Origin of the sequence: Acinetobacter sp. IK31, assembly GCF_035615195.1 — a bacterium.
GTDB lineage: Bacteria > Pseudomonadota > Gammaproteobacteria > Pseudomonadales > Moraxellaceae > Acinetobacter > Acinetobacter calcoaceticus_C.
This window is the reverse complement of the sequence record NZ_JANBOB010000016.1, coordinates 343,959-361,961: the sequence shown is the minus strand read 5'-3', so window position 1 is coordinate 361,961 and position 18,003 is coordinate 343,959. Positions and strand designations below refer to the sequence as shown.

The window sequence follows — 18,003 nt, the reverse complement described above, 5'->3', positions numbered from 1 at the left end:
ATAAAAGCAAAAACTAACCACAACCCACTAAAACCAGCCGGCTGAAATATGAATACAAAAGAAGTGACATAACCGTTTGGGAGTTAAAAAGAACCATGATTCACAAAAACCATGAGTCCATAAAATTATTTTTGACTAATCGATAGATCCCTCCATTAGTCTTTTTAAAAATAAACTTTGTTCAATAATCCTACAGATTAATTATTTCTACACATACGGCTTAAAATTAAGCCGTAGCATAGATATAAAATCTTCCAATAAATATAGCATAGAGCACGCTCATTTAGAACATTTTAAAATAAATAAGCAAAGAAAAAATAATCAAATCGCATTATTTTTTATAATAAAAAAACAACAAATATTAAAAAACCCTTAACTCTAATAAAAAAAAATTATAGAAATTAAAAACTCATAAATTTAAAAAATGTAAAAAATTTCTATATTAAATAACAAAGACTTAATGAATTTAATTTTTTAAAAAATCACCAAAAAACTAACTATTCTCCACAATAAACCCATATTATAACGACCCTACCCATCCACTTTAAAAAACTAAAAATACCTATTAATTAAATAACAAGACTAAACATAGACTTAATCAAATATTTATAATAAATAAATATTAATAAAAAACTGACAAATGGTAAATTTACAAAACAACATTTGTTTCCATGATTAAAAACAAAAAAACATTTTTTTAAAAAATATATAATTCACCCGTTTTTAATTTCCTACAAACCATAAAAAAGGTCCCAAATGGGACCTTTAGACTACGCTTGAGAAGACATATACGGATTAGCTCTGTACCACATCTTTCTTGTGATAAAAAATGAAGTAGCTGGCATAACATAGAAGAATAAAAATAATACAACAGATAAAGCCGACGTGCATCGAAGGATCAGCCACCATACTGATACACGTAATAGCACAGAACAGACCACCCACAATTGGAGTCAAAGGAAATAAAGGGGCAGCGAAACGTAAATCTTTTGCTGTTTTACCAGATTTATACCACTGTCTACGGAAATTGAATTGAGATACACAAATTGCAATCCACACAACCACCATAGTAAATGCTGCAACACCTAATAAATTTTTAAAGATCGTCTCAGGGGCAAACTGCTCTGAAAGCAATCCAGGTATTGCACCAAACATCGTCACAATAAGAGCAACGATTGGCGTTCCTGAAGGAGTAAGCTTTGAAAATATTTTTGGTAATTGGTTTTTTACTGAAAGTGACCACATCATACGTGAAGCAGCAAATAAACCAGAATTGGCAGCTGAGAGTAAAGCCGTAATGATTACAAAGCGAATAATGTCTTCTGCATAAGGGATACCAATGTAATTAAAAACAGTCACAAAGGGGCTATTACTCACTTCATTTGCATTCAACCCGGCAAGCTCGAATGGCAATAGCGAAGTAATCACAACAATTGTGCCAACAAAGAAAATTAATAGACGCCAAATGGCTGCATTAATCGCTTTTGGAACAGTCTTTTCAGGATTTTCAGTTTCACCAGCCGCCACTCCGATTAACTCAGTACCCGAAAATGCGAAATTAACAATCAGCATAGTTGCAAAAATTGGAAATAAACCGTGAGGGAACCAACCTTGTGCAGTCAAATTACTAAATAATGGTGCTGTCTCATGTCCGTGGAAAGGAATAACACCAAAAATTGCCAACAAGCCCAAACCAATAAAACAGATAATTGTAATAACTTTGACGAGCGCCAACCAAAATTCTGACTCGGCAAACAATCGCGTTGAACTAACATTCAGAAAAAAAACTAACGCGCCAAAACACAAAGTCCACGCCCAAACAGAAGTAGTTGGAAACCATTCACGAACCAATAAAGCCGCGGCAGTAAACTCAGTTCCCAAAGTGGCAGTCCAAGTTAACCAGTACAGCCAAGTAATCATATAGCCCGTACCAGGACCGATATAACGGCGGGCATATTCGCCAAAAGAACCCGATTCAGGTACATGAACTGCAAGTTCACCGAGACATAACATTACGGTATAGGCGATTAAACCGCCTAAAAAATAAGAAATAATTGCGCCAATCGGGCCAGCTTGGGAAATGACATCACCCGACCCTAAAAAAAGACCTGTTCCTATGGCACCGCCAAGGGAGATCATCACCAAATGTCGAGTACTCATTGCTCGTTTCAAAGGTGCAGAACTTCCATGTTGCGATGCATCATTATTCCGATAATTTAATGATTGCATATAAAAAACTGTAACGACAATTTAGTAAAAAATCATTTTAGGATAAAAAAATAAATATGCAATTATCTTTGAAGAGTGAACTTATTTTAAACAACCTCTCACCACATAAATAACATATTAATAAAAAACAAATACTTATTTAAATTTAAAGTTATAGTTGTATTTTAATTAGCCTTTAATCATTTATTTAATTTATACATTCACAAAGATCATTTACTTTAAAGCATGATATTTTTTCCACTAATTTATAATGCTTGTATTTAATACGCTATATATTCACAAAACAAACACATCATTTATTTAAATAATGACTTTGAATTTAATATACAAATAAATTAATAAAAAAATATTTTTTAAGCAAAAAATAAAGCCCAAATCTTTAGACTTGAGCTTTATTTAACCACTATAGCGTTTTAATAGCTGATTGAGAGCAGTTGTTCAGTAGGCTGGATTGAACCTTCTATAAATTCACACATCCCATGTTCGTCACAAGATAAATTTAATTGTTTATAGCTGATTGCAAAAAAGTCGGAATACTTTTTGATTACAAATGGACTCATATCAGATGTTAAAGGCTCTTCGCGCTTGAACAATTTAATGACTTTTCGATCATTCATTCCTAACAAATAAGTTTCATTATTTAATTCAATGTGCACTACACCAGTGTGTTCAACCACAATTGGAATCAAATAAGACTTATTTGCTAACAGAACATCTAGAGCATAACTCTCAAACTTTGAATTAATGAGATTGAATACCAAAATTGAGCCGAAGCTGTTCTGTAACCCCTCTTTATAATTCACCTCTTGCTGAGTTTGTTGTACCTTAATACCCAGTTTTTGGAAGTCTAGCTCAGTTGCCTGCTTTGCTTTTATAAGACTACGGGTAATAGCCTGTTTAAGTGGATTATCAAAATAACGTTCATCAAGCTGAAAATCATTTTGGCGTAATATTTTTAACAACATGTCATCATGATGGGTAAGAACATGTGCAAGTACATTACGGAAATAAAATTTACTTTGCTTTTTGACTTTGCGAACCTGTTGATAAAAATAAATTTCGTCAAATTCATGCTCAATAAAATCATGCAATAAACTTGAACTTGCTAATACTGACAATGCTTCATGACCAGTAAATGGCAAATGAATCGTATGTAAGTTTGGTAATAGCTCTTTTATTTTTAGGTAATGTTCGCGGTCAATCGAGAAATAAGGGTCATAAACAATGACGTATTCACGCGCTGCATCCACATCTGGTAGCTGGATCTGCATATCTTTGTTTGCTACAGCATCGAAAAACTCAGCATAGCGTCGGTCTTCAACCTGAGTAGGATCAATTGAATATTGAGGTACAAATGCAATCACACGGTTCATATTCAATAAATTAGAATATTTGATTGCTGCATAGCCGCCCATCGAACCGCCATAACCCACAATATTTTTAAAACCCTGAAGAACAGGCGAAATTGTTTTCGCCAGCTCAATCATGCTCGCTTGAGGAAACCATGATTTTTGTTTTGGCATTATTCCAATAACATTGTATTGGTATTTAATTAGGGACTTTTCAGCATTGATAGATAAGCCACTCGCTCGGGTAATCAAATCGCCAAAAGAGAGAACCAATGTATTAGAATCGCCTGGTAAAAAAATGGCTCTAATGTGTTCGTCTTCAAAAATAATTTGCTTATCCATGCTCACACCGAAAGAAAATTTACTCCCACATACAATGTCAAAAATGAAACAAAATAGGTGTTTTGCCAATTTATGATTGCGGAGTATCTTATTTTATAGATGCCAGTCAGATTAAAAAGCGCAAAATATGACACAATCCTTACATCCTGCCGCTCAAAAAGGCTTCAGCTCAGCTGCTGAACTTTATCAGCAAGTTAGACCTAATTATCCCGCAGAAATAGTAAGTTGGCTGCAAAATTACCTACAAATACAGGAAAATTCTACTGTTATCGATCTTGGATCAGGTACTGGCAAATTCTTACCCTACTTAAAACAAACACATGCAGATGTTATTGCGGTTGAGCCAATTGGCGAGATGTTACAGCAGCTTCAACAAGTTTATCCTGATATCAAAACATTACAGGCTTTTAGCCATTCAATTTCTATAGCAGACCATAAAATTGATGCCATTATTTGTGCTCAATCTTTTCACTGGTTTGACAACCTTGATACCCTAACAGAAATGTATAGAATCTTAAAACCCCAAGGACATTTAGGGTTGGTTTGGAATCAACGCGATGAGCGTATAGATTGGGTCAAAGCTTTAGCTGATTTTCTACTTCCCCTTGAAGGGGACACCCCTCGTTATCATAGTGAAAAGTGGAAACGTGTGTTTGAAGAACAGAATTTATTTGTATTTGACAGCCTCCAAACATTTACACAGTCACAACGTGGTAGTGTCCAACAAGTGGTGAGTAAACGATTACTCTCGACAAGTTTTATTGCTGCAATGACTGAAAAAGATCAGTTACAGCTCAAAGCACAGTTCGAAAAAATTGTTTATGATTTTACGGGATTAGGTCCTCAAGATCAGATTGATTTTCCATATGTCACATATGCATATCACTTTCAGAAAAGTACGTTACCCGTTAAATAATTAGTGAATAGGTTTGGTTGAAAGTTATGAAGAAAACACCTCAAATCATATTAATGTCTTTGCTTTGCTCTAGCCTATTTCTTACTGCTTGTAAAAAGGCGGATGAGCCTGCTAAGACTGAGCAACCTTCTGCCACCTCATCTACCGATCAGGTCTTAGAAAAACTGAATGAAAGACCTGTTAAGACCTTTCCAGCAACGGCTGATGATGCGCACGACATTAGGCTTTTAGAGGACTATGACCGCCGCTTTACAGAAATGAGCGATGAGATGGAAACTGAATTAGCCAAAATGCATGAAGCAGGAACTCTAACCACAGAGTTTGAGCAAAAGCGTACTCTTGATAATGTGCGCTCTGCACTTACCATGTTAAAAGATTTAGATTTAAAGACTGAACAAGGCCGTTATATACAAGGCTTACTTTATCAATATTGGGAAAATCAAGAAAAACACTATAGTGATAAGCAAGCGACTAAAGATGAGCAGATCAATGATCTTGCTGACTACTTACAAGCACAAAACCAATTAAAATATTGGAAAGCATCACAACAGAAGTAAATACTCCATTCCTTAATAAAAAGCCTTCATATTTATGAAGGCTTTTTTAAATTATATATTTTGCTTTTCAACCCAATGAATAGATTGCACACGGAATAGTTCACACGCACCATCGCCTGTATCAGTTGGGGTAAGTGAAGATTTCCAGACTAGATCTTTATCTTTAATTTCGACAAGGTCACCTTTGAGATAGACCAGATCTCCACGTTTAACCTGTTTAATCTGCTGAGCAATTTCAGGGTTTGCAGGAATGATGTGCATGTTAGACACCATTTGCATCGCCTGCTCTGCTGGAACAGGTAATTTAGGAATTTTCCAGTTTAAATAACGGTCATACTGTTTAACTGAAATATGACGTGCAATCTCAGGCTGTGCAAACAGCCCCCAACTTACCGCATAGTCAATAGGTGAAAACTTTGCTTGCTCATCAGTGTGATATATTTTTGAACCGAGTATTCTGAAATTCCCCTGAAAAGGTTGCAATACAGAAATTGACTGGTCTTTTTCAACGGGGCTCAGACCTTTGGCAATATTATACTCACTTGAGGTCGATGCAAATGCTGAACTCATGCTAATAGCAGCTAACAAGCCCATCATTAAACGTTGTTTTTTCATCGCTTTACACCTCGAATATTGCTAGATCAAATTAACAAGATCTTCAATTTATAGTAGCCTTAAGCCATAAAAAAAATATCGGAATTTAGTAACAATACAGCTTAATTTCGTCTATTTTTGTGCATTCAACTTTTCTGTTTAATCGTCTAACTGAATTCTTAAAGTTTCGAAACGAACATTGCCTTGCTGGACAGCTTGCGCAATTGCCTGTTGGCCTTTAGTGAGCCTTGCACCACCACTTTTTACATCAAGTAAAATAATATTGATGTCTTCTGCCGCACCGTCACCATCCCGAAAATCGGTGTATCCATCAAAAATAATATAATCCACTGGATCACCCATGAATTTTGCATCGCTCGGTAGATACTGAAATTCTGGCAAAATGGGGGCAAATTGTTCTGCCATTTTTCCTTTCAATACCGCACGGCTTGTATTCACGCTTCTCTTTTGTGCTTGAGTAAGGGCTTGTTGATGCTCGAGTTCAAGTTCAGCAATATATTGCTCATATTCAGCCTTAATTCGGCCATTACGAGTATTTGATAAAATAAGAGTAGTGATAATGATACCAATTCCAGCACCAATAAGCATGGCAAGCCATACAGACATAAATTTTCCTTAAAAAGCGCGAATCAAAATTACAGATCTAATCATATCTAAAATAACGAAACAGCTTAAACTTTTGTCAAATGTGGTCATCTCCTTCACATAAAAAGATGCTAAGGTATAAAACATAAACAAATGTGCTGCTGAAAATAACTGAATTTATGAAAACGATACTTATTGCAAATCAAAAAGGCGGATGCGGAAAAACCATGACGGCCATTACGTTGGCAACAGCATTGGCACAAAAAGGATATAAAGTAGCATTAGCAGATTCGGACAATCAAAAATCGGCTTTACAGTGGTTAAAACAGCGCCCCGATACTGTCGCAACAATTCAAAGCCTCGACTGGCGTCATGAAAAATCAATTGGTGACGCGCCTAAAAATCTGGATTATTTAATTATTGATGCGCCTGGTGCACTTTCAGGTGAACATGCTGAGCAACTCATCAGCGAAGCTCATGCCATTATTACTCCACTTCAACCTTCATTTTTTGATATAGACAGTACTCGTCGCTTTTTGAAGCATTTACAAGATATTAAGCGGATTCGTAAAGGCAAAGTACAGATTTTACTTCTTGCTAATCGTGTAAAACCGAATAGTGCCAGCTCAAAAGATATTCAACAGTTTTTTGAAAAAATTGAACAGGAGCCTGTTGCGTGGATTGCCGAACGCACTGCTTACGGTAGCTTAGCTATGCAGGGTTTAAGCGTTTTTGATAAATCGCAAAAAAACTTTATTAGTATTCAAGATCAATGGCAACCTGTTCTAAACAAGTTAGTTGAAGACAAAGCTGAGTGGTTTTAAGTAAATTTTGATTTTTTAAAATTAGGTATGAGTATTTTTACATTCCAGCCTTAAAATTTGCCTCAGGTTATTTTTCAGTTAATATGACTTTATTCTACGTAGAAAATTAGAGAAATATTGTTCGTGCATCCATACGCTCCTAATTTACAGCGCGTTTTATTGTTTGGGCTGTTTTTTATTTTGATTTTTTTAGGATTTAATATCCTGAAATACTTTATTGTTCCTGTACTTTGGGCTGCCATCATTGCTTATATGACTTGGCCTATTTATCTAAGAATTCAGCGTTTTTTTGGAGAGACCCGTAATACTTTAAATGCAACACTAATGATTAGCCTAGTCATTTTGGTTGTTGGTGTACCTTTTACATGTGCTATTTTTATTTTGCAGCATGAAGGGCGCAACTTATATTTTGACTTACAACGACAGGTTTTTTCAGGACATTTAAGTGTTCCTGATTTTATTCGCGAGCTTCCTTTTGTTGGAAAAGAAATTTCTCGCACCCTCAATGAGTTAAATAACGATCCTAATAGTACCATTCAGAACATTGCAGCTTGGGTACAAAGCCATTTAAGTTATGGCCGTGTGCTGCTTGGTGAAATTAGTAAAAATATTGTTAAACTTGGCTTTGCCGTATTTAGTCTCTTTTTCTTTTACCGTGATGGTCAACTCATCTTAACTCAGGTGAGTAAAGCATTAGAAATGGTTATCGGTCCTCGCATTCACCATTATCTTGATACGATTTCTGAAACGACTCGTGCGGTAGTCTATGGCGTCGGTTTAACTGCAATTGCTCAAGCTTTTTTAGCTGGATTAAGTTATTTCGTAGCAGGCGTACCAAACCCAATGGTACTCACCATTGCTACTTTCATATTAGCTTTAATCCCATTTGGTACACCAATTTCCTATTTAGGCGTCGGCCTATGGTTGTTCTCTCAGGGACAAACCATGGAAGCCATTGGCGTGATCGTTTGGGGTGTGGTAATTGTTAGTAGTTCAGATAACGTAATTCGGCCTCTTGTTATTTCGGGCGCGACTAAAATTCCATTCTTACTAATTATGTTTGGTGTGTTGGGCGGTATTGCTAGTTTCGGATTGGTAGGTTTGTTTATTGGTCCTGTAATTTTGGCTGTTTTATTGGCAATTTGGCGTGAATGGTTACATGAAACTATTGAACCTGAACCAATGCCCAAAACAACCATGATTTATGATCCTGAGAGTGAATCTTCTAATCATAAAGAGTGACATACTTATTTAATTTAAAAATGTTTCAAGATACAAAGTGCCTATTTAAATTAACTTGTAGGCTAGGCCTTCCTTTGTTTGAATCAAACAATCATATATATTTATAAGGACATCCAATCATGCAGACTTTTAATAAAATTGGCGCAGTCTTTGCGCTTACAGCATTTTTTGCAGTCGGCTGTAGTTCAGTCACAAAAACTGTATCCGATACGGCTCACGCGTTAACTACAATGCATATGAAAAAAGTGGTAGATGTAAATGAAGTTACAGCAAATGGTGTTGGTAAAAAATTAGGTACTATTAGCTTTCAAGATAGCGACAAAGGTTTAATTATTACCCCTGCTTTAGCTGACCTACCAAGCGGTACTCGTGGTTTCCATATTCATGAAAATGCTTCTTGTGCACCTGCTGAGAAAGATGGAAAACTTGGAGCGGCTTTAGCTGCTGGTAGTCACTATAATCCTAACCAAGCTCCTCATCACGGTACCCCAACGACTGGTCATTTAGGCGATCTACCCGCATTAGTGGTCGATAATACTGGTGTTGCAACCACTGCTGTAATTGCACCTCGCTTGAAACTTGCAGATATTCAAGGCCGCGCAATCATGATCCATGCGGGAGGCGACAATTACTCTGACTCACCTCTACCTCTCGGCGGTGGCGGAGCACGAATTGCATGTGGCGTGATTAAATAATTTATTTATCTATTACATTGTGGGTATCTAAAAAGATATCCACAATTTTGTTACTTTATTGATCACTATCACTTCCTTTACTCATAATAAAATCTTAAAAAATTGACTGACTTTTGTAGATAAAAAGAATAATATTTTTGAAGTAATAAAAATTTAAAGTTACATACTGCTTTCTCACGTATTCTCTAATTTAGAACAAAAGCCGTGAATTATCTGACCCAAATATTTAATAGTTTTAAGACGAACTCGATTTTAATTTATTGCCTGCAAATTTTGATTGTACTCACAGGCACAACTTTAGGTTTGCTTTCACTAGGCCATAACGAGCTTATTGTTCCTGTGACTTTAGGGGCAATTGCAGCAGCGTTAACCGACTTTGATGACCGTTTAAGTATTCGATTACGCAACTTAGTCTATGTCTGCCTGCTATTTTTTACAGTCAGTAGCATTCTTGGATTTCTCGCTCCCTACAAAATCTTCTTTATTCTCTATCTCTCAATTTCTAGCGCTTTTTTCATTTTATTAGGGGCTTTAGGGCAACGTTATGCCACGATTTCGTTTGGCACTATTTTGCTTTCCATTTATAGCATGTTTGGTTTAGGAGAGTATGCTCATTGGTATCAGCAGCCTACCTACTTTGTTTATGGAGCTTTGTGGTACGGTTTCACCTCTATTTTATTTTTTATTATTAAACCTACACTTCCCTTACAAGATAAACTCTCACAAATTTTTAAAGAAATTTCTGGATTACTTCAAGCCAAAGCACGTTTGTTTGATCCCGACAATAAAGAAAATGTAGAACAGCTCTTATATGAATTATCCCTACAGAATACACAAGTTGCTCAAAGTCTGAATCAAATACGCAGCTCCCTACTCACTCGGTTGAAGGCTTCACGGGTGAGTAATAAAAGTATTTATTGGCTAAACCTGTATTTTTTTGCACGAGACATTCACGAACAAGCCACCTCTAATTACTTACATTACGAACATATTCAACAGAACTTTAGCCGTAGTGATCTTATTTTCCGTTTCCAAAAAAATCTGCGCCTACAAGCACAAGCTTGTCAGGACTTAGCCCAATGTATTTTATATAATCGACCATCTCAGCCTTCGCAAGAAAGCCAGACAGGATTAAATCATCTAGAGAGTTCTTTAAAGGACTGGATACAACAGCATCCACAAAATTTTGAAGTTAAAAATTTAAGACTCATTTTTGACAATTTAAAAGGAATGCATGAACAGTTTGAACAACTGCAATATGCACAGCCCTTCCCTGAAAATAATACCCAAACAAGGCAAGAGCACTTAAATTTACTTGATGATGATATTCAAGGATTTTCAGATCTGATCTTGAAACTTCGGCAACAGCTTACCCCTCAATCTGCATTGTTCAGACATGCGATAAGAATTGCAGTCGTTTTCGCCGCGGGCTATGCCATTTCATTATTACCCTTTGCTCAGCATGGCTACTGGATTTTACTGACCAGTTTATTTGTTTGTCAGATTACTTATTTTGCGACTAAAAGCCGCCTTAAGCTTCGAACAATTGGGACATTAATCGGTGTTTTATTAGGAATACCCATTTTATATTTTGTACCGAGTATTGAAGGCCAGTTAATCATTACGATTATTTGTGGAGTATGCTTTTTTTACTTACGGCAAAAGAAATATGCCTTGGCCACCCTTATGGCTACCCTCATGGTGCTATTAATTTTTAATTTAAAGGGTGCAGGCTATAGCATTATTTTACCTCGCCTTATAGATACGCTATTAGGCTGTTTTATTGCATGGCTCGCTGTAAGTTTTATATGGCCTGATTGGAATTTTCGCAATATTCCTAACAATATTAAGAAAAGTAGCAAAGCGACGCTTGACTATTTCAATGTGATTGTGGAGCAATACCAATATGGCAAAAATCAAGACCTAGAGTACCGTCGAATTCGTCGTGCTGCCCATAATGCTCAAATTGAGCTATCAAACATGATCTCAAGCTTAAGTGCCGAGCCCAATCCTAATCCAGAGCTCATTCATTATGCTTTCCGTTATTTGGTTTATAGCCACAGTCAACTCAGCTATGTGGCAGCGTTAGGCAGTCAACGACAAAAAATTGATGAAGAACAAGTTTTACAATTATTACTGAGCTGCCAAAAAATTCTTAGCCAAAGCGTACTTGAGCAATCTCTACCTGACCATGAATTTATTGAACAACTATTACAAGAAATTCAAAATCTGACAGCTCATGAAAAACTTTCCGAGAAATATACATTAGTCTTGAAACAAATCAGTTTATTATTAGAAACGTTACCTGAATTGCTGATGCTTAAAGACAAACTTTTAGAGCAAGGGATTAAGTGAAACAGACCGTGAAGAAATGGAAAAAATGTTAAAAGAATAGTTAAAAAAATACCGGAATATAAATTCCGGTATTTTTAAATTAATCATTCCCTTGCAGCTTTCTTTCTTGCATTTCCTGTTTTAAAGCATTACGTGGCTGGGTAAACCAGAGCGCAATAAATGTAAATGCAGATAAAGCAAAAGCTAATAAATGAAATTGCGTATAGAGATAACGTACTAGCTCAATCATGGCAAAGAAGCTCATCATAAGTAGCATCGAAACGGCTGCCGCAACGGTTCCTTTTGATACTTCAGATGACATCAGAGCAAAGCGATATAAAACTGAAAAGCTAATTCCCTCACCAAAACAGATGAGTGTCATGCCGGTAAGCAAACAAGGAATTAAATAGGTTTGCCATATCACGCCCAAGACCAAAATCAGAGTACCAATCAGCATAATAGGTAAACCAATCAGGATGGTTTTGCCCAAAGCTAAACGGTCAATAATTTTAATTAAGACAATATTCCCGACAATTAAGCCTAGAAATACCGGAAATTGAGCTAAACCATATTGCACACTCGTTAGCTTCAATTCATCTACCAAAATGATTGGAGATAAAGCAATCCAGAGCATTAAAGGCATACCCACCAAAGGTAAAGCAAGGCTTAAACCTAAAAAGCGGCTGTTACTAAACACTTTTTTAAAATCATCAAAAAGATAACTAAAAGGTTGCTTGGTAACACTGACCTGCTGATTTGGCATTTGTTTTTTTAAACCTACCCAACTGAGTAATGCCAATACAGCGATGGCTACAAAGCCCCAGTGCCAAGACACATAATCAATTAAGAAAGCACCGAGTACGGGTCCTAACAAAGGTGCAAGCAATGAAATATTTGCCATGAGTGCCATGACTTTAATTGCATCACGTTCAGCAAAACTCTCTTGAATAGCAGCATAACCCACTGCTGAAATTACACTTAAACCAATACCTTGTAAAAAGCGTAATGTCAGAAAGTGTTCCATTTGTCGGGTTAGTAAAATTAAAAAACAGCATAAGGCGAAAAATAAGACACCAGCCAAAAGTACTTTTTTACGCCCAAGACGATCTGACAAAGGCCCAAGTAACCATGCAACCGAGGCACCGCCTAATAAGTAAAATGACATTGAAGACGGTGCCCAAGTTGCACTTACACCAAAATCTTCAGTAATTGCCAACATCGCTGGCTGAATCAGGTCATTACCAATATAAACCGCAAATTCAAATAGCACTAAGGCCAAAGGAAACATCAACGTTGTACGGTTCAACGTTGTCGTTTGAATATTTTTCATGAGTTGTACACTTCAAAATAGCGGCCATATGTCTCTACAACTACATATAAAATAGGATGTAGTCATGATGATGACAGTATGGTCAATCAATCTTTAATTAAGTTTTTATATGCCGTGAGAGTGCATGTTTAGAATGTGAAACACCGTATTCACAGGGTGTCTAAGAATAGAAAAATTATATGGCGTGAGATTTGATAATTTTTACCAGTTGGCATAATTACCGAGCGCAACAATAGCATTTTTTGAATTGCTCAGCAATCAGACAATTATAAGAAGTTTAAACGTTATTCTTTTACCGACAGCCATACTTTTTTATTGTGAATAACCTTAGAGTTATCCACATCTTTAATAAAAATTAATCATTAAGGACAAGGATTAACTTGGAAATCTGGGGTTTCCTGTCCTTTCGTACATTGATAACTTTGCTTTTTATTCACAATTTTCCAGACTTGCTGATCTCGCTTTAATAAATATTCAGTCCGTGTTTTTGACACCGCATCTGGACTAGGTTCTGTTTTCAAAATGATAACTTGTGCATTCAAGGGATCATCGGCAGCATTCATTTGCTGTGAAATGTCCAAATTACTTGCATCATTTAGAAGATCGGGTTGATCAAGTAATACGGCTTGTATCGGGCTATCAGCAAGTTGAGCAGAAGAATTTTTAGCTGGAGCACAAGCTGTTAGCATGGTTAGACTAAAAATAACCAATAAACTCATTTTTCTCATATGTAATCTCTTCGCTCTACTCAAACTTAATGCTAAAGCTCACAAATATTTTTTTCCGTAGCACTTTGTAAGTAAGATCAAATCTCTTGATATTATTCAATTAAGTTTATTTAACAACTAAAATTTATATTTAATTATTGATTTTTAATCAACAATATTTTTCCAATTCATGCATTTTTCTATAAGAGTAAATTCCGTAAAGTACGCTGCGTATTGAAGAATTTAATTAGAGTAACTCCCATGAGTAAGATTTTAGTGATTAATGGTGCCAAGCAATTTGCACATTCAAATGGCGAATTAAATGACACATTAACCACACTAGCAACCTCACACCTCACTGAACTCGGACATGAAGTTCAAGTCACTCGTGCAGATAGCAATTATGATGCAGAAAGTGAAGTCGAAAAGTTCTTATGGGCTGATGTCGTGATCTATCAAATGCCGGGCTGGTGGATGGGCGCTCCTTGGACTGTAAAAAAATATATTGATGATGTATTTACCGTTGGTCATGGCTCACTCTATGCAAACGATGGTCGTAGCCGTTCTGATACATCAAAAAAATATGGTTCAGGTGGTTTAATTCATGACAAAAAATATATGCTTTCATTGACTTGGAATGCCCCGATGGAAGCATTTGATGATGCAGACCAATTTTTTCATGGCGTGGGTGTTGATGGTGTTTATTTACCCTTTCATAAAGCGAATCAGTTTTTAGGAATGAGCACACTTCCTACTTTTATTGTCAATGACGTGATTAAAATGCCTGACGTTAATAGTTATATTGAAGAATATAAAACCCACTTAAATAGCGTATTTGCAGCAGCTTAATAAGGAAAAATCCATGCTTACTATTATTGCGGAAATTCATACTAAATCGGGTGGACAGCATCGCCAAAACGTATTGGATGCCTTTCAAAAAATCATTCCAACTGTTTTAGCAGAAGATGGTTGCCATGGCTATGAGCCTTTGATTGATCACATATCACATGCCAGTTTCCAAACCAAAGAGCCTGACATGATTGTGATGTTAGAAAAATGGGCAAGCGTTGCCCATCTTGAAGCACATTTGGCTACACCTCATATGCAAGCACATCATGCAGCAGTTAAAGATGATGTAATTGATGTGAAAATTAAAATTTTAGAAAGTGGTGTATAATTTAGCCCATAAAAAAAGACGATATATTTATCGTCTTTTTTATTTTTAAGAACAAAGCTGTGTCTGGAAACCTCTAGAGCCTTTCCCTCTAGCGCATTGATAACTTTTTTGCTTATTTTGCAATTGCCACTTTTCATCAACCAATTTAAATGCATATTCTGTTCGGATTGCAGAGACAGAATCGTCCATTAAACCTGTTTGAATGACAGTAATACGAGAAACAGTGGGTGATTCCACACGGTTAAACACTTGCTGAACTGAGGTATTATTGTGCTCTTTTGCAATCTCTGGTTGAGCTTTAAGCACTTGTTGCATTGGGGTTTCTGAACCCACAAAAGGTATTAATTTACTGGTTGTCGCACACCCAGTAAAAAGTCCAGCACAGAGAGCTGAAATTAAAAATAAACGTTGCATTTTTATCACCAAAAACAAAAGCCATCGCTTTATGATGCTATGCCTTTGTCGGTTACTCTGTAGAAACTATGTAGTTCTAAAGATGACTAATCACTTAAAGATCAAATAATTTATCCTGTTCACCCAACCTTAATGATCATGATTTGATAAAATTAATTTCTATTCCCTCTAATAAATAGGATCATCCATGCAATTGACTTATGCAGGGCAAGTTTTCTTGGTAGTCGTTGCAATTTTAATGGTTTGGTCATTTGTGCTTACCAAGTTTTGGATCAAGCGTTTAGCTAAAAATCGTAAAAGCAGTAAATTTGAATTCGCATATTTATTCGCAGTCGTTTTTAGTATTAGCGCTTTATTTTTCCCTTTTACGTATTGGGTTTCGCAAGCAGTATATGGTTTAGCGACTAAACCAAGTTACGATGCAACTGTAGTGAACTATACCTCTGAATGGGTCGATACTGAACGTACAGACTCCAATGGGCGTAAATATAAAACTAAAACCCTCATGCACACCGCTCAGGTTCAGTTCAAAGATGATCAAAACAAAACACTAACTTTAGATAATTCGGTCCGCTCTGGTGATATGCCGGTAGTGGGAGAACATATTACTGTTGTTTATGAAAATGGTGATCACACCGCGCAAGAAAAGAGTTGGCGCACTATTCTACTGTTTACAGCCGCGTTATTTATGCTGTTTATTTTAGGTTATGCATTGCTCATGATTATTGCCTATAGCCTCAATCGGAACATGGAACCCTACAAAACATTTGCTAGCATTTTAATTTTTAGAGTAACGCTTCCGTTAGGCACAACGGCGATGTTTGCAATGTTGTCTTATTCTATTTTTGCCTATTTCTTTTTAGGTAATCCGCGTAATTTGCCTGTATGGGCCATTGGACTTTGTAGCTTCTTTGCTCTTTGTCTTTTACCGCTGATTTATCATATTTTGACGGGTTGGAAAGCTTATAAAAAATGATAGATTAAAAAAAGCGCATCTTTCGATACGCTTTTAATAGAAATTCTTTTATCTCATCAAGCATTAAAGATCAAATAATTTACCCGGGTTCATAATCCCGTTCGGGTCAAACGTCAACTTCAACGCTTTCATATATTCAATTTCTTCAGGCGAACGTGAATATTCCAAATATGGTTTTTTCGTCATGCCTACGCCATGCTCAGCAGAGATTGAACCATCATATTTTTTCACGGTATCAAACACATATTTATTGACGATCTGACACTTCGCAAAGAACTCATCTTTAGTCAGATTTTCAGGTTTTAAAATATTTAAGTGTAAGTTACCGTCACCAATATGACCGAACCAGCAAATTTCAAAGTCTGGATAATTCTCTTGAACAATTGCATCAATCTCACGAATAAATGCAGGTACGTGAGTAATTAATACTGAAATATCGTTTTTATATGGAGTGAACGGCGCAATTGATTCTGAAATATCTTCGCGTAAACGCCACAAGCTTTCTACTTGGTCTAGGCTCTGACTCATTACGCCATCAAGTACCCAACCCTGCTCCATGCAATGCTCGAAAATTTCCATTGCTTTATCGATAATCGGCTCATATGGCGCTTCAAACTCAAGCAATACATAGAACGGACATTCAGTTTCAAATGGGCGTTGTACATGACCATTATTTAAAACTTTTTGCATCGCAAGTTCACCAAAGAACTCAAATGCAGTTAAGTCGATATCTTTTTGGAAAGCATGTAATACAGGCATTACTGCATCAAAATCAGGAACACCTAAAACTAAAACTTGTAAGTTTTGCGGTTGACGCTCAAGTTTAATTTCAGCTTCAGTCACTAAACCTAATGTACCTTCGCCACCAATAAACAAATGCTGTAATGCATAACCCGTTGCATTTTTAACCATACCTTTGTTTAAACGTAGGATGTCACCTTTACCAGTGACAACGGTTAAACCAAGCACCCAGTTACGTGTCATGCCGTATTTAATGACTTTGATACCACCAGCATTGGTTCCAATATTACCGCCAATCTGGCTAGAACCCGCTGACGCGAAGTCAACTGGATAATACATACCCTGCTCTTCAGCATAATTTTGCAATTGTTCAGTCACAACACCAGCTTGTACTCGAACCATACGGTCGGCCGGGAAGAACTCAAGAATCTGGTTCATTTTGTCCATGCTAATGACAATTTCACCATTGGCTGCAACAGCACCAGCAGAGAGACCAGTACGACCGCCTGAAGGCGTAATTGCGATATTAAATTGGTTTGCAAGCTTCACAACAGCTTGAACTTGCTCAGTAGTCGATGGAAAAACGATGACCGATGGGTTCGGATTAAAATGCTTAGTATGATCTTTACCCCAGTTTTCGAGACTATCAGCATCGGTTTTAATGCGGTTTTCACCGACGATTGCCGTTAATTGGGTAAGTAACTCAGGTGTTAAAGCGACTGGAGCATTCATCGTTTGCAGACCTAGCAAGAAGTAAACTGTGGTGGGACTATGGCGCCCTATTTCTTACGGTTTAAACCCGAATAAGAGCCATAATGTTCTGGGAACAACTATATTCTACATGCAACAGCACAAGCGATAAAGTTCAGAATAGAGATACTGTCACTACAAAACATGTTTAACGTTCATAAATGACTTTTTATGAACCTTCAAAGTATCAATATTTTTTAAATTAAAATGACAAGTACAT

The 18,003-nt window shown here is 36.5% G+C and carries 17 protein-coding genes; 9 read left to right on the top strand and 8 right to left on the bottom strand.

The genetic code is table 11. The features are described 5' to 3' along the window. Positions 1–795: 795 nt before the first annotated feature. Together MSG66_RS10360 and MSG66_RS10355 are read right to left on the bottom strand one after the other, a co-directional pair. Positions 796–2,229, bottom strand: a complete 1,434-nt coding sequence (locus MSG66_RS10360; protein WP_324654044.1) for an amino acid permease — start codon at positions 2,227–2,229, stop codon at positions 796–798. Positions 2,230–2,642: 413 nt separating this feature from the next. Then, complete coding sequence (locus MSG66_RS10355) at positions 2,643–3,920, bottom strand: hypothetical protein (RefSeq protein ID WP_324654042.1); 1,278 nt, start codon at positions 3,918–3,920, stop codon at positions 2,643–2,645. Between the two features lie 127 nt (positions 3,921–4,047). On the opposite strand from MSG66_RS10355, the gene MSG66_RS10350 reads away from it, so the two are divergent. Then, entirely contained in the window at positions 4,048–4,836 is a 789-nt protein-coding gene (locus MSG66_RS10350) for a class I SAM-dependent methyltransferase (RefSeq protein ID WP_324654040.1), read from the top strand. Positions 4,837–4,862: 26 nt separating this feature from the next. Further along, entirely contained in the window at positions 4,863–5,393 is a 531-nt protein-coding gene (locus MSG66_RS10345) for a hypothetical protein (RefSeq protein WP_324654038.1), read from the top strand. 51 nt (positions 5,394–5,444) lie between these two features. Here MSG66_RS10345 and MSG66_RS10340 read toward each other — a convergent pair whose 3' ends face one another. Both MSG66_RS10340 and MSG66_RS10335 read right to left on the bottom strand, forming a co-directional pair. Further along, positions 5,445–6,008, bottom strand: a complete 564-nt coding sequence (locus MSG66_RS10340; protein WP_202743321.1) for a hypothetical protein — start codon at positions 6,006–6,008, stop codon at positions 5,445–5,447. A gap of 138 nt (positions 6,009–6,146) precedes the next feature. Next, positions 6,147–6,614, bottom strand: a complete 468-nt coding sequence (locus MSG66_RS10335; RefSeq protein ID WP_042895331.1) for a Holliday junction resolvase-like protein — start codon at positions 6,612–6,614, stop codon at positions 6,147–6,149. Positions 6,615–6,772: 158 nt separating this feature from the next. Between MSG66_RS10335 and MSG66_RS10330 the strand changes: the two genes are divergently transcribed. From MSG66_RS10330 to yccS, 4 genes are all read left to right on the top strand, one after another. Then, positions 6,773–7,417, top strand: a complete 645-nt coding sequence (locus tag MSG66_RS10330) for a ParA family protein (RefSeq protein ID WP_324654036.1) — start codon at positions 6,773–6,775, stop codon at positions 7,415–7,417. A 123-nt stretch (positions 7,418–7,540) separates the two neighbouring features. Beyond that, the gene (locus MSG66_RS10325; protein WP_133971551.1) at positions 7,541–8,659 is read left to right on the top strand and encodes an AI-2E family transporter; all 1,119 of its coding nucleotides are present in this window, start codon (positions 7,541–7,543) and stop codon (positions 8,657–8,659) included. A gap of 119 nt (positions 8,660–8,778) precedes the next feature. After that, positions 8,779–9,354 carry a superoxide dismutase family protein gene (gene sodC / locus MSG66_RS10320; protein ID WP_202743322.1) on the top strand — a complete coding sequence of 192 codons (576 nt, stop codon included), beginning with the start codon at positions 8,779–8,781 and terminating at the stop codon, positions 9,352–9,354. Positions 9,355–9,558: 204 nt separating this feature from the next. Further along, positions 9,559–11,709 (top strand): YccS family putative transporter, encoded by a 2,151-nt coding sequence (yccS, locus tag MSG66_RS10315; RefSeq protein ID WP_324654033.1) that lies wholly within the window; start codon positions 9,559–9,561, stop codon positions 11,707–11,709. Positions 11,710–11,788: 79 nt separating this feature from the next. On the opposite strand, the gene MSG66_RS10310 is transcribed toward yccS, so the two are convergent. Next, entirely contained in the window at positions 11,789–13,018 is a 1,230-nt protein-coding gene (locus MSG66_RS10310; protein ID WP_324654031.1) for an MFS transporter, read from the bottom strand. Positions 13,019–13,380: 362 nt separating this feature from the next. Then, positions 13,381–13,746 (bottom strand): hypothetical protein, encoded by a 366-nt coding sequence (locus MSG66_RS10305; RefSeq protein WP_202743326.1) that lies wholly within the window; start codon positions 13,744–13,746, stop codon positions 13,381–13,383. Between the two features lie 240 nt (positions 13,747–13,986). Between MSG66_RS10305 and MSG66_RS10300 the strand changes: the two genes are divergently transcribed. Then, the gene (locus tag MSG66_RS10300) at positions 13,987–14,574 is read left to right on the top strand and encodes an NAD(P)H-dependent oxidoreductase (RefSeq protein ID WP_202743327.1); all 588 of its coding nucleotides are present in this window, start codon (positions 13,987–13,989) and stop codon (positions 14,572–14,574) included. A 13-nt stretch (positions 14,575–14,587) separates the two neighbouring features. Further along, positions 14,588–14,902: a putative quinol monooxygenase gene (locus tag MSG66_RS10295; protein ID WP_324654028.1), complete on the top strand. Its 315-nt coding sequence runs from the start codon at positions 14,588–14,590 to the stop codon at positions 14,900–14,902. 45 nt (positions 14,903–14,947) lie between these two features. Here MSG66_RS10295 and MSG66_RS10290 read toward each other — a convergent pair whose 3' ends face one another. Next, on the bottom strand, positions 14,948–15,316 hold the full coding sequence (locus tag MSG66_RS10290; protein WP_042895372.1) for a hypothetical protein: 369 nt from the start codon (positions 15,314–15,316) through the stop codon (positions 14,948–14,950). 187 nt (positions 15,317–15,503) lie between these two features. On the opposite strand from MSG66_RS10290, the gene MSG66_RS10285 reads away from it, so the two are divergent. After that, positions 15,504–16,292, top strand: a complete 789-nt coding sequence (locus MSG66_RS10285) for a xanthine permease (RefSeq protein ID WP_324654026.1) — start codon at positions 15,504–15,506, stop codon at positions 16,290–16,292. A gap of 63 nt (positions 16,293–16,355) precedes the next feature. Here the strand turns inward: MSG66_RS10285 and MSG66_RS10280 are convergent, their stop codons facing one another. After that, positions 16,356–17,765 carry an FAD-binding oxidoreductase gene (locus MSG66_RS10280; RefSeq protein ID WP_133971539.1) on the bottom strand — a complete coding sequence of 470 codons (1,410 nt, stop codon included), beginning with the start codon at positions 17,763–17,765 and terminating at the stop codon, positions 16,356–16,358. Positions 17,766–18,003: the final 238 nt, after the last annotated feature.

Coding starts and splice junctions, on each gene's coding strand:
- MSG66_RS10360 (WP_324654044.1), bottom strand. CDS start 2,229: ATGCAATCATTAAATTATCGGAATAATGATGCATCGCAACATGGAAGT.
- MSG66_RS10355 (WP_324654042.1), bottom strand. CDS start 3,920: ATGGATAAGCAAATTATTTTTGAAGACGAACACATTAGAGCCATTTTT.
- MSG66_RS10350 (WP_324654040.1), top strand. CDS start 4,048: ATGACACAATCCTTACATCCTGCCGCTCAAAAAGGCTTCAGCTCAGCT.
- MSG66_RS10345 (WP_324654038.1), top strand. CDS start 4,863: ATGAAGAAAACACCTCAAATCATATTAATGTCTTTGCTTTGCTCTAGC.
- MSG66_RS10340 (WP_202743321.1), bottom strand. CDS start 6,008: ATGAAAAAACAACGTTTAATGATGGGCTTGTTAGCTGCTATTAGCATG.
- MSG66_RS10335 (WP_042895331.1), bottom strand. CDS start 6,614: ATGTCTGTATGGCTTGCCATGCTTATTGGTGCTGGAATTGGTATCATT.
- MSG66_RS10330 (WP_324654036.1), top strand. CDS start 6,773: ATGAAAACGATACTTATTGCAAATCAAAAAGGCGGATGCGGAAAAACC.
- sodC (WP_202743322.1), top strand. CDS start 8,779: ATGCAGACTTTTAATAAAATTGGCGCAGTCTTTGCGCTTACAGCATTT.
- MSG66_RS10310 (WP_324654031.1), bottom strand. CDS start 13,018: ATGAAAAATATTCAAACGACAACGTTGAACCGTACAACGTTGATGTTT.
- MSG66_RS10305 (WP_202743326.1), bottom strand. CDS start 13,746: ATGAGAAAAATGAGTTTATTGGTTATTTTTAGTCTAACCATGCTAACA.
- MSG66_RS10300 (WP_202743327.1), top strand. CDS start 13,987: ATGAGTAAGATTTTAGTGATTAATGGTGCCAAGCAATTTGCACATTCA.
- MSG66_RS10295 (WP_324654028.1), top strand. CDS start 14,588: ATGCTTACTATTATTGCGGAAATTCATACTAAATCGGGTGGACAGCAT.
- MSG66_RS10290 (WP_042895372.1), bottom strand. CDS start 15,316: ATGCAACGTTTATTTTTAATTTCAGCTCTCTGTGCTGGACTTTTTACT.
- MSG66_RS10285 (WP_324654026.1), top strand. CDS start 15,504: ATGCAATTGACTTATGCAGGGCAAGTTTTCTTGGTAGTCGTTGCAATT.
- MSG66_RS10280 (WP_133971539.1), bottom strand. CDS start 17,765: ATGAATGCTCCAGTCGCTTTAACACCTGAGTTACTTACCCAATTAACG.